Source organism: Enterobacter sp. RHBSTW-01064, from assembly GCF_014103035.1.
GTDB lineage: Bacteria > Pseudomonadota > Gammaproteobacteria > Enterobacterales > Enterobacteriaceae > Enterobacter > Enterobacter mori.
The window spans coordinates 1-10802 of sequence record NZ_JABXOU010000015.1 but is presented as its reverse complement, the minus strand read 5'-3'; the positions used below and the strand labels follow the sequence as shown (position 1 = coordinate 10802).

The 10802-nt window shown below is 61.9% G+C and carries 11 protein-coding genes; 7 read left to right on the top strand and 4 right to left on the bottom strand.

All coding sequences use genetic code 11. From position 1 onward, the window contains the following. Window positions 1–11: 11 nt before the first annotated feature. Window positions 12–1592, bottom strand: coding sequence for an autoinducer-2 kinase (gene lsrK, locus HV355_RS23855; protein WP_182403846.1), 1581 nt, complete (start codon window positions 1590–1592; stop codon window positions 12–14). Window positions 1593–1625: 33 nt separating this feature from the next. Further along, window positions 1626–2597, bottom strand: a complete 972-nt coding sequence (lsrR, locus tag HV355_RS23850; protein ID WP_108416162.1) for a transcriptional regulator LsrR — start codon at window positions 2595–2597, stop codon at window positions 1626–1628. Window positions 2598–2812: 215 nt separating this feature from the next. Here lsrR and lsrA point away from each other — a divergent pair, with 215 nt between their 5' ends. Genes lsrA through lsrG form a run of 6 tightly spaced genes read left to right on the top strand, consistent with a single transcriptional unit; the run spans window position 2813 to window position 8498 of the window. Then, a complete protein-coding gene (gene lsrA / locus HV355_RS23845; protein WP_182403848.1) occupies window positions 2813–4300 on the top strand; it encodes an autoinducer 2 ABC transporter ATP-binding protein LsrA in 1488 nt (495 codons plus the stop codon). After that, window positions 4297–5328: an autoinducer 2 ABC transporter permease LsrC gene (gene lsrC / locus HV355_RS23840; RefSeq protein ID WP_182403844.1), complete on the top strand. Its 1032-nt coding sequence runs from the start codon at window positions 4297–4299 to the stop codon at window positions 5326–5328. Before lsrA ends, lsrC begins: the two co-directional genes overlap by 4 nt. Beyond that, window positions 5329–6306, top strand: coding sequence for an autoinducer 2 ABC transporter permease LsrD (gene lsrD / locus HV355_RS23835; protein WP_108416165.1), 978 nt, complete (start codon window positions 5329–5331; stop codon window positions 6304–6306). It begins immediately after the preceding gene. Window position 6307: 1 nt separating this feature from the next. Then, window positions 6308–7309, top strand: coding sequence for an autoinducer 2 ABC transporter substrate-binding protein LsrB (gene lsrB, locus HV355_RS23830; RefSeq protein WP_042715406.1), 1002 nt, complete (start codon window positions 6308–6310; stop codon window positions 7307–7309). An 11-nt stretch (window positions 7310–7320) separates the two neighbouring features. After that, complete coding sequence (lsrF, locus tag HV355_RS23825; RefSeq protein ID WP_182403842.1) at window positions 7321–8208, top strand: 3-hydroxy-5-phosphonooxypentane-2,4-dione thiolase; 888 nt, start codon at window positions 7321–7323, stop codon at window positions 8206–8208. After that, a complete protein-coding gene (gene lsrG / locus HV355_RS23820; RefSeq protein ID WP_003862606.1) occupies window positions 8205–8498 on the top strand; it encodes a (4S)-4-hydroxy-5-phosphonooxypentane-2,3-dione isomerase in 294 nt (97 codons plus the stop codon). Before lsrF ends, lsrG begins: the two co-directional genes overlap by 4 nt. Window positions 8499–8589: 91 nt before the next feature. Here the strand turns inward: lsrG and HV355_RS23815 are convergent, their stop codons facing one another. Both HV355_RS23815 and HV355_RS23810 read right to left on the bottom strand, forming a co-directional pair. Beyond that, window positions 8590–9438, bottom strand: a complete 849-nt coding sequence (locus HV355_RS23815) for a dihydrodipicolinate synthase family protein (RefSeq protein ID WP_182403840.1) — start codon at window positions 9436–9438, stop codon at window positions 8590–8592. 12 nt (window positions 9439–9450) lie between these two features. Continuing rightward, on the bottom strand, window positions 9451–10137 hold the full coding sequence (locus HV355_RS23810; protein ID WP_182403837.1) for a B3/4 domain-containing protein: 687 nt from the start codon (window positions 10135–10137) through the stop codon (window positions 9451–9453). Between the two features lie 42 nt (window positions 10138–10179). Here HV355_RS23810 and HV355_RS23805 point away from each other — a divergent pair, with 42 nt between their 5' ends. Continuing rightward, a complete protein-coding gene (locus HV355_RS23805; RefSeq protein WP_120158583.1) occupies window positions 10180–10782 on the top strand; it encodes a helix-turn-helix domain-containing protein in 603 nt (200 codons plus the stop codon). Window positions 10783–10802 lie beyond the last annotated feature (20 nt).

The window sequence follows — 10802 nt, the reverse complement described above, 5'->3', positions numbered from 1 at the left end:
TCCGGCGTTTTTTACGGCGCCGTTGCCCGCACCAGCCCCGGTGCCTGCCACATCGACGTCGTCAGCCCGCTGTCCACCAGCCCCAGCTGGTCGGCGTACACCGCCTGCCACTTCTGCATCATGCCGTCGTACAGCTCGCGGTGCTGCGGGTTCGGCGTGAACTCGCGGCTCCACTTCACCAGCCGCTCGCCCGTCGAGGCCATATCCGCAAACAGCCCCGCGCCCGCACCTGCCGCAATTGCGCAGCCGAGCGCGGTCGCCTCTTTCACCTCCGGCACGCGCACCGGCAGCCCGGTGACGTCGCTTAATATCTGGCTCCAGAGTGCGCCCTTAGCCCCGCCGCCTGCAAACACCAGGCTCTCAAACGTCACGCCGGAGAAGCGCGAGATCTGCGCCAGGTTGCAGGCCGAGACAATCGCCGCGTTCTCTTCCAGGGCGCGGAACAGCGTCGCTTTGTTGCACTTTTCCGGGTCGATGGAGAGATTAATAAACGACGGTGCGGCGTGGTACCACTGCTTAAAATGCATCGCGTCGGAGAAGATCGGCATCACCCCGTGTGAACCCGCCGGTACGCGGCTCGCCATCTCTTCCAGCAGGGAATAGGTGTCCATCCCCATCCGTTCGGCAATCAGCTTTTCCTCGGCGCAGAAGGCGTCGCGGAACCAGCGCATGGTCAGCCCGGTAAAGAAGCTGATCGACTCCGCCTGCGCCATGCCGGGGATAACGTGCGGGTTCACGCGGATGTTCATGTCGGGGTCGGTACGCACCTGCGGCAGGTTCACCACCTGCTGCCAGAAGGTACCGCCCAGCACCGCCGTTTGCCCGGCGCGAACCACGCCCAGCCCCAGGCAGCCCAGCTGCACGTCGCCGCCGCCCATCACCACCGGCGTGCCTTCGCGCAGGCCGCTCTGCTGCGCGGCCTCTTTGGTGATAGCGCCCAGCACGGTGCCGGTCTCTTTCACCGGGGAGAGGATATCGGCGCGCAGGCCGGCCATGTCGAGCAGCGCCGGCCGCCAGTCGCGGGAGAAGAGATCCAGCATGCCGGTGGTGCCCGCATTGGACGGATCGACCGCCAGCTCGCCGGAGAGCTTCGCCGCCAGCCAGTCGCTGATCATGGTGATGGTGGCGGCCTTGCGGTAAATATCCGGGCGATGGTGTGCCAGCCACAGCAGGCGCGGCATCGCGCTGAGGGCAAGCGTCTGGCCGGAAACGTCATACACCTCGGATTCAAAACGGTCGTCGTGGATCTCTTTGAGTTCGGCCACCTCGCGGCTGGCGCGGGCGTCGACATTGGCGCAGGCCCAGATGGCCTCGCCGTTGCGGTCGTACAGCACGATCCCTTCGCGCATGGAGCAGCAGGCGACGGACTGAATATCCGCCGCGCTCAGGCCCGCACGTTCCAGCGCCTGATAAATACACTGGCAGGCCAGCCGCCAGTTGGTCTCAAGGTCGAATTCCATCGACCCCGGCACGTTCTCCACGCTCAGGTGCTTCCACTCGGCCTGGCCGACGGCAATCTGGTTGCCCTGTAAATCGAAAATAACGGCGCGAACGCTGCCTGTCCCTGCATCTAACGCTAAAAGGTAACTCATGAGCTTGCCTCGTTGTTAGCGCAGGGCAGACTCTTATCCGGCCAGAGCCAGCACCGCGCGGGCTGTCGTCTCCTCCGTCACCAGGCCATTGATACGGCGGCCCTTCAGTGCGGCATAAATCGCATCGGCTTTCTCTTCCCCTCCGGCCACGCCAACGATGGTGGGCAGCTGCGCCAGTTCATCGAGCGTGACGCCCAGCAGTTCTTTGTGGATCTCCAGTTCTTCAACGCATTCGCCCTCGGCATTAAGGAAATAGCCGAGAATATCGCCGACCGCGCCTTTGCGGGCGTACATCAGCTGCTCGCCTTCGCTGATATAGCCGGAGCGCAGTATCGTGGCGTCACGGCGCTGGTTCACCGAACCAATGCCGACTACCGCCACGTCGGCGGCGGTGGCGGCGAGGATCACGTCCCGCACGCTGGTCTCGCGTTTTAAGATCCCGGCAACTTCTGCGGATGACACGCGAAGCGGGGCGGGGATCATGCTGACGCTGCAGGCCGCGTCCAGCTGGCCGATACCGGTCATATACGGCCCGACGCCGCCGGAGAGCGTCACCAGGCGGATCTGCTGCGAGCTGATAAAGCCGCTCAGGTGCTGGAGGCTGCTCATGGTGGTTTCACCAAACCCCACCGCCAGCAGCTGGCCGGGCTCCAGCACGCCCATCAGCGACTGCGCCGCGCCAATACCCAGCCGCACGTTCATCGGCGGCGTATTTAACGCGGGCATCACGCGCACCATCTTCAGGCCAAAGCGCTGCTGGAGCTCGGTTTCCAGCGCCAGGCAGCCCTCGTAACGGGAGTTGATCTGCACGCGGATCACCCCGGACTGACGGCCCTTCTCCAGCAGGCGGGAGATCTTCAGGCGCGGCAGCCCGAGCCGCTCGCCGATGTCGTTCTGGGTCAGCCCGTCGTGGTAATAGCACCAGGCCACGCGCGCCACGAGTTCCTCTTCCGCCAGTGCCAGCCCGGCAAACCGTCCTTCTTCCGCAGTGCGTTTATCGCTCATAATTGAACTCTTATAAAAATTTAGATCATATGTTCGTGATGGCGCGAAGGGAAAATGTGAGCCACGCGACAAAACGGATCTTTTAGATCGTTTCTGGTTTATCTGTATCTCAATCGATAAAACTGTGATCCCTGCACGGTTGTAAATATAGTTCACCGTCTACGCTTTTGAACATTATTAAAAGTAAAAATCATTTGTTCAATAGCGGAGCGATGATGACACCACTTCTCGACGCGCGAAATATCAGCAAGCAGTTCTCAGGGGTGCCGGTTCTGAAAGGCATTGATTTCACGCTGCTTGCGGGCCAGGTGCACGCCCTGATGGGCGGGAACGGCGCGGGAAAATCGACGCTGATGAAGATCATCGCCGGGGTGGAAACGCCGGACAGCGGTGAACTTTCTGTCGAGGGGCAGTCATATGCGCGGCTCACGCCCGTGCAGGCGCACAGGTTAGGCATTTACCTGGTGCCGCAGGAGCCGCTGCTGTTCCCCAACCTGACGGTGCGGGAAAACATCCTGTTCCGCCTGCCGCGCGAACGCGATCGGGAAAAGCGGCTGGCGGAGAAGCTCCAGCAGCTGCAGTGCCCGCTTAACCTCGACGCCACCGCCAGCACCCTGGAAGTGGCGGATCAGCAGATGGTGGAGATCCTGCGCGGCCTGATGCGCAACGCCAGGATCCTGATCCTCGACGAACCCACGGCCTCCCTCACGCCCGGCGAAACCGAGCGGCTATTTCGCCAGATCCGCGCCCTGCAGGCACTCGGCGTCGGGATTGTTTTTATCTCGCACAAGCTGCCGGAAATTCGCCAGTTGGCGAGCCACGTCTCGGTGATGCGCGACGGCGCGGTGGTGCTGAGCGGCGAAACCGCGCAGTTTGACGACAGCGCCCTGATCGCCGCCATGACGCCGGTAAGCCGCGATAAATCTCTCAGCGATACGCAGAAGCTGTGGCTGGCGCTGCCGGGCAACCGCCGCACCCAGCCGCAGGATTTCCCGGTGCTGCGGGTGGACGATCTCACCGGGGAGGGGTTTATCGATCTCAGCCTTGAGATCTACGCCGGGGAGATCGTCGGCCTGGCCGGGCTGGTGGGATCCGGGCGCACCGAGTTTGCGGAAACGCTCTACGGTCTGCGGCCCGTGCGCGGCGGTCGCGTCTGGCTGGAGAACCAGGAGATCACCGGCGATCCGGTCAGTTCACGCCTGGAGAAAGGGCTAGTCTACCTGCCGGAAGACAGGCAGGTGTCCGGCCTGTTCCTCGACGCGCCGATCCGCTGGAACACCGTGGCGCTGAACGAACCGTCTCTCTGGCAGCAGCGCAAGCGGGAGTCTGCGGTGGTGGAGCGTTACCACCGGGCGCTGGGGATCAAGCTTAACCATGCGGATCAAACCGTACGCACGCTCTCCGGCGGCAACCAGCAGAAGGTGCTGCTGGCGCGCTGTCTCGAGGCTAATCCTTTACTGCTGATAGTCGATGAACCGACGCGCGGGGTGGACGTCTCGGCGCGCGCCGACATCTATCAGCTGATAAAAAGCGTGGCGGCGCAGAACGTGGCGGTGCTGATGATCTCAAGCGATCTCGACGAGTTCCCGGGCCTTGCGGACCGGGTGCTGGTGATGCATCAGGGCGTGCTCAACGGAGAGCTGCCGCGTCACGCCGTCAGCCTCGACAAGATGATGGCGCTGGCGTTCGGAGGGCAATCATGAAGACCTTACTCAAAAACCGCGAGCTGAGCGCGTTTCTCGCCATTCTGGCGCTGTTCGCCGTGCTGGTGGCGCTGAACCCGTCTTACTTCAGCCTGCAGACGCTGGGGATGATCTTCGCCAGCGCGCAGATCCTGATCCTGCTGGCCATCGGTGCCGCGCTTGTGATGCTGACCCGCAATATCGACGTGTCCGTTGGCTCCACCGTGGGGCTGTCCGCCATCGCCGTGGGTGTAGCGCTGAACAGCGGCTACAGCCTGCCCGTTTCCATTCTCTTCGCGCTGTCGACTGGCGCGCTGGCCGGGGCGTTCAACGGGTTTCTGGTGGTGGGGCTGCGCATTCCGGCGATTGTCGCCACCCTCGGCACGCTGGGGTTGTACCGCGGGGCGATGCTGCTCTGGACGGGCGGGAAGTGGATTGAAGGACTGCCGCAAGCGCTAAAATCCCTCTCTGAGCCTGCCGCCATCGGCATTTCACCGCTCGGAATAGTCGTGTTGATTATCGCGGCCACAGGCGCGTGGACGCTGTCGCGCACCGCGTTCGGTCGTGATTTCTACGCGGTGGGGGATAACCTCGCCGCCGCGCGCCAGCTGGGCGTGGCGGTGAACCGCACCCGCATGCTCGCCTTTACCCTCAACGGCATGCTGGCGGCCTGCGCCGGAATTGTCTTTGCCGCGCAGATTGGCTTTGTGCCGAACCAGACCGGCAGCGGGCTGGAGATGAAGGCCATCGCCGCCTGCGTGCTCGGCGGCATTTCGCTGCTGGGCGGCACGGGCACGCTGATTGGCGCGCTGCTCGGGGCCTTTTTCCTGACGCAAATCGATACCGTGCTGGTGCTGTTCAGGCTCCCGGCGTGGTGGAACGACTTTATCGCCGGGCTGGTGCTGCTGGGCGTGCTGGTGCTCGACGGACGTCTGCGCCAGGCGCTGGCGCGCCACCAGCGGGCGCTGAAGTATGGCCGCTTCCAGCCGGGCAATAGAGGGGGAAAGCACGTCACCCCTTTTCCAAAACGCAAAAAAGAGGTGGCGTAAATGAGGCTTAACTGGGAAAGCGCGCTGCTCATTTTACTGGTGCTGGAGATCCTGCTCTTTGGCGCCATCAACCCGCGCATGCTTGATATCAACATGCTGTTGTTCAGCACCAGCGACTTCATTTGTATTGGCATTGTGGCGCTACCGCTCACGCTGGTGATTATCAGCGGCGGGATCGACATCTCCCTCGGCTCGACCATCGGCCTGTGTGCCATTGCGCTGGGCGTCATGATGCAGGCGGGGTGGCCGATGGCGTTCGCCGTTCCATTGACGCTGCTGCTCGGCCTGCTGTGCGGATTATTTAATGCCGCGCTTATTCACTATACAGGCATCAGCCCGTTGGTTATTACTCTCGGCACCCTCTACCTCTACGGCGGCGGCGCGCTGCTGCTCTCCGGCATGGCGGGGGCGACGGGCTACGAGGGCATCGGCGGCTTCCCGGACAGCTTCACGGCGTTCGCTAACCTCACGGTGTTGGGCTTGCCGATCCCGCTGGTGCTGTTCGCGGTGATTACGTTTTTCTTCTGGCTGATTACCCATCGCGGGCGCTTTGGTCGTCACCTGTTTTTAATCGGCCAGAATCCTCGCGCGGCGCGCTATGCGGCGCTGTCGGTGAACGGCATGCCCTATGCGCTGTACGGCCTGGTGGGCGTGGCCTCGGCGGTTGCCGCGCTGGTGATGGTCTCCTATTTCGGCTCCGCGCGTTCGGATTTGGGGCGCGATTTACTGATGCCTGCGCTTACCGCCGCGGTGCTCGGCGGGGCGAATATCTACGGCGGGTCAGGTTCGGTTGTGGGTACGGCGCTGGCGGCGCTGCTGGTGGGCTACCTGCAGCAGGGTTTACAGATGGTCGGCATCCCTAACCAGGTGTCGAGCGCGCTGTCAGGGGCGCTGCTGGTTGTAGTGGTGATGGGACGTTCGCTGAGTCTGCACCGCGAGTGGGTGCGTTCTCTCTTTAGAAAACTATCCGGAGCGTAAGATGAAAACAAAACTGTTCGTCCTGGCAATGGCCCTCAGCTTCGCTTCGGCGCAGGCGGCGGACCGCATTGCCTTTATCCCGAAACTGGTAGGCGTGGGCTTCTTCACCAGCGGCGGCAACGGCGCGAAAGAGGCGGGGAAAGACCTCGGCGTGGACGTCACCTACGACGGCCCAACCGAGCCGAGCGTCTCCGGCCAGGTGCAGCTCATCAATAACTTCGTCAACCAGGGCTATAACGCCATTATCGTCTCCGCCGTGTCGCCGGACGGACTCTGTCCGGCGCTGAAGCGCGCGATGCAGCGCGGCGTCAAGGTCCTGACCTGGGATTCCGACACTAAGCCGGAGTGCCGCAGCATCTACATCAACCAGGGGACGCCGGAGCAGCTTGGCGGCCTGCTGGTGGAGATGGCGGGTAAGCAGGTCACCAAACCGAACGCTAAAGTGGCGTTCTTCTACTCCAGCCCGACCGTTACTGACCAGAACCAGTGGGTGAAAGAGGCGAAGGCCAAAATCGAGAAAGATCATCCGCAGTGGCAGGTCGTGACGACCCAATTTGGCTATAACGACGCCACCAAATCTCTGCAAACCGCCGAAGGGATCTTAAAAGCGTATCCGGATCTGGATGCGATCATCGCCCCGGACGCCAACGCGCTGCCAGCAGCGGCGCAGGCGGCGGAAAACCTGAAGCGCGAAGGGGTGGCGATTGTCGGCTTCAGCACGCCGAACGTGATGCGTCCGTACGTTGAGCGAGGCACGGTAAAAGCCTTCGGCCTGTGGGATGTCGTACAACAGGGAAAAATTGCGGTCAATGTCGCCGATCGCCTGCTGAAAAAAGGCGATCTTAACGTCGGCGACAGCGTGGACGTAAAAGACATCGGCGCGCTGAAGGTCGAGCCGAACAGCGTGCAGGGCTACCAGTATGAGGCGAAGGGCAACGGCATCGTGCTGCTGCCGGAGCGCGTGGTGTTCACCAAAGAGAACATCAGCAAATACGATTTCTGACGGGGGAGCAAATGGCTGATTTAGACGACATCAAAGACGGCAAGGATTTTGGCATCGGCACGCCGCAGCAGAACGTGCCTTACACCCTGAAGGGCTGCGGCTCGCTGGACTGGGGCATGCAGTCCCGGCTTGCGCGCATCTTCAACCCACAGAGCAACCGCACGGTGATGCTGGCCTTTGACCACGGCTACTTTCAGGGGCCGACCACCGGCCTTGAGCGTATCGATCTCTCTATCGCGCCGCTGTTTGGTGAAACCGACGTGCTGATGTGCACCCGCGGCATCCTCAGGAGCCAGGTGCCAGCCGCGACGAACAAACCGGTGGTGCTGCGCGCCTCCGGCGGTAATTCGATTCTGGGCGAGCTGTCGAACGAGTGCGTGGCGGTGGCGATGGAGGACGCGCTGCGCCTGAACGCCTGCGCGGTGGCGGCGCAGGTGTACATCGGCAGCGAGTTCGAGCACCAGTCGATCAACAACATCATCAATCTGGTGGACGCGGGCGCGCGCTACGGCATGCCGACGCTGGCGGTGACGGGCGTCGGCAAGGAGATGGCGCGTGACGCGCGCTATTTCTCGCTGGCCAGCCGCATCGCCGCCGAAATGGGGGCGCAGTTCGTCAAAACCTACTACGTGGACGAGGGTTTTGAAAAAGTGACCGCCAGCTGCCCGGTGCCGATTGTGATCGCCGGGGGCAAAAAGCTGCCGGAGCACGAAGCGCTGGAGATGTGCTGGCGCGCGATTGACCAGGGCGCGTCCGGCGTGGACATGGGGCGCAACATCTTCCAGTCCAGCGCGCCGCTCGCCATGCTGAAGGCGGTGAAAAAAGTGGTTCACGAGAACTGGAATGCCCACGATGCGTTCCAGTTCTGGCAGGAAGAAAAACAGGGAGAAGGAAAATGAACGTGACGCTGGTTGAAATCAACATTAAGCCCGAGAGGGTGGACGAGTTTCTGGAGGTGTTTCGCGCCAACCACGAGGGGGCAATCAAGGAGCCGGGAAACCTGCGCTTTGACGTATTGCAGGACCCGCGCGTGAAAACCCGGTTCTTTATCTACGAGGCCTATAAAGACGAGGAGGCGGTGCTGGCGCATAAGCAAACGCCGCACTATCTGGCGTGCGTGGATAAGCTTGAAGAGCTGATGTCAGAGCCGCGCAAGAAACGCAGTTTTGTGGGATTGTTGCCGGAATAGCGGATTTGCCCGGTGGCGCTGCGCTTACCGGGCCTACGGGTGGCGGGACGGTGCGGTAGGCCGGGTAAGCGTTAGCGCCACCCGGCGTTTTTCAGGCCAGCTCAAGAGCCGCAAGTATCCCGGCGAGCGCTTCACGCGGCTCACCCTGAACCGCCTGTAACGGGAACGGCAATGCAGGTGCAGCTACTTTCCCCATCATCTCTGCTGCCGCCGCGATAACCCGTAAGCTGCCGTATCGACGGAACAATTCCCACAGCGGCTCCAGCCGCTCGGATAGTGCCGCCTCTTTCGAACGGGCAATCGCCAGCGCTGTTTGCGGAAACAACCCGCCGACCACCGAGTACCAGACGTCAAACCCGGCATGCAGGGCGGAGGCCGCTCGCCAGTCACCGGCGATGCCCAGCGTGACGGTATCAGGAAGACGAGCGCGTACCTGCGACAGGTCTTCCGGCACGCGGCCAAGCTTTATGGATCCAATATTCGGCAGGGCCGCGACGGCAAATAACAGTTCATCGCTAAATGAAAAACCGGTCGTAGCAGGATTATCGTAAATGCACAGCGGTACGGAGATCTGGCGGGTCACCGTTTCATAGAGATTAAACACTTCGTCTTCCGTTAATCGCTGGTACGACACGGGTGCCAGCAGCACGCCGGAGACGCCTGCCACCTGCGCGTCGTCAGCCAAACGCAGAATATCGTCCAGCCGTAATGCCCCGATGCTGACGATGACCGGAATGTCATCAGCATGCGCCACCGCGCAGCGTGCGATCCGACCGCGCTCTTCTACGGTCAGATAGGCATAACTTCCCGTTGAGCCCAAAATGCCCAGTGAATCCACGCCAGCGTCGACCACGGGGCGCAGAAGATTGATGAAGGACTGCTCGTCAAACGTCCCCTCTTTCAGGGGCGTTAACGGAAACGCGCTTAACCCGTGAAACATCGTGTTGTCCTCTTACAGCGTCAGCAGCTGAACCTGAACCGTGGCTCCCGGCATCAGCCGCTGCAGGTTGTTGACCAGCTCTTCTCCCGCCTCTTCCAATGCCTCAAGCGGCATTGACGGCAGGCTTTCAAGAATAAACCACATAGATTGCGCCTGGCTGTCCAGACGGGTACGCACTCCCTGTCGCCAGTTCCAGCGGCGGCAGGTGACGCCGAGGTCGTCGCGCCAGATAACCTCGCCCGCATCCGGGTATTCCACCACCGGCTGGCCCTCTTTAAAGGTATCAAACGGCTCGCTGCCGTCGGCCAGCGTCAGGCGTGGTGCACCGGAATAGGCCGCGAGATTTTCCCCACCCACCGGAATGGCATAGCGAATGCTCACCGCGTTATAGATATCCACCACCGGATCCAGCGACGGCAGCGAACCGTCTTTCAGCACTCGCTTGCGCAGGGCCGCGGCGGAACAGGGCGTGCGTTTCGGTTTCGCGCCGAACGCTTTAAACACCTCATCCCAGTCTGAAAGGTGCGCATCAGCCCACGGCACATCATCATTCAACATCTGCTGGCAGGCCTGCGCCAGCGCGGCGGGCGCAACCTCCGGTTGGGTAATCGGCGCGGCTTCAACCAGAATGCTCAGCGCCCGAAAGCCGGGCGCAATGTCGGCAAGTCGCGAATCTATTGACGGCGTAACGAGAGACATAAATAATCCTGTATTGACTGTTTTATACTATGGTAGTGACCAATGACTGATAAAGTCAATATAATGACTGATTCGGGTGCCGATGTTGCCCAGGTAAGCCTGGCCGTGGCGAACCGCATCCGCAACTGGCGTAAAGAGAAAAAGCTGTCGCTGGACGAGCTGTCCCGTCGCGCCAGCGTCAGCAAAGGCATGTTGGTGGAGATCGAAAAGGGCGCAGCCAACCCCAGCATCGCCATTTTGTGCAAGCTGGCCGCCGCGCTCGGCATCTCGGTGGCGGATATCGTCAACGTCTCCAGCGAGCCGCTGGTGCACATTATTGAAGAAGCGGCGATCCCGGTTCTGTGGCAGGGCGCACAGGGCGGTTACGCCAGGCTGCTGGCAGGCACCGCGGGCCCGGACATGATTGAATTATGGCAGTGGGAGATGCAGCCGGGGGAGCGCTTTACCTCTTCGGGGCATCCGGCGGGAACCTTTGAGTTGCTGCACGTGAACGAAGGCGTGTTGACGCTGACGGTGGACGAGACGGTTACGCAGGTGAATGCTGGCGCGTCGGCGGTGGCGAAAACCGAAGCGGCGCACGGCTATGCGAACGAAGGGGAGAGCGTACTGCGCTTCACTATGACGGTGGCGGAGTTTCACCGTTAAAAAGCAGCCCGGTGGCGCTT

Coding starts and splice junctions, on each gene's coding strand:
- lsrK (WP_182403846.1), bottom strand. CDS start 1,592: ATGAGTTACCTTTTAGCGTTAGATGCAGGGACAGGCAGCGTTCGCGCC.
- lsrR (WP_108416162.1), bottom strand. CDS start 2,597: ATGAGCGATAAACGCACTGCGGAAGAAGGACGGTTTGCCGGGCTGGCA.
- lsrA (WP_182403848.1), top strand. CDS start 2,813: ATGACACCACTTCTCGACGCGCGAAATATCAGCAAGCAGTTCTCAGGG.
- lsrC (WP_182403844.1), top strand. CDS start 4,297: ATGAAGACCTTACTCAAAAACCGCGAGCTGAGCGCGTTTCTCGCCATT.
- lsrD (WP_108416165.1), top strand. CDS start 5,329: ATGAGGCTTAACTGGGAAAGCGCGCTGCTCATTTTACTGGTGCTGGAG.
- lsrB (WP_042715406.1), top strand. CDS start 6,308: ATGAAAACAAAACTGTTCGTCCTGGCAATGGCCCTCAGCTTCGCTTCG.
- lsrF (WP_182403842.1), top strand. CDS start 7,321: ATGGCTGATTTAGACGACATCAAAGACGGCAAGGATTTTGGCATCGGC.
- lsrG (WP_003862606.1), top strand. CDS start 8,205: ATGAACGTGACGCTGGTTGAAATCAACATTAAGCCCGAGAGGGTGGAC.
- HV355_RS23815 (WP_182403840.1), bottom strand. CDS start 9,438: ATGTTTCACGGGTTAAGCGCGTTTCCGTTAACGCCCCTGAAAGAGGGG.
- HV355_RS23810 (WP_182403837.1), bottom strand. CDS start 10,137: ATGTCTCTCGTTACGCCGTCAATAGATTCGCGACTTGCCGACATTGCG.
- HV355_RS23805 (WP_120158583.1), top strand. CDS start 10,180: ATGACTGATAAAGTCAATATAATGACTGATTCGGGTGCCGATGTTGCC.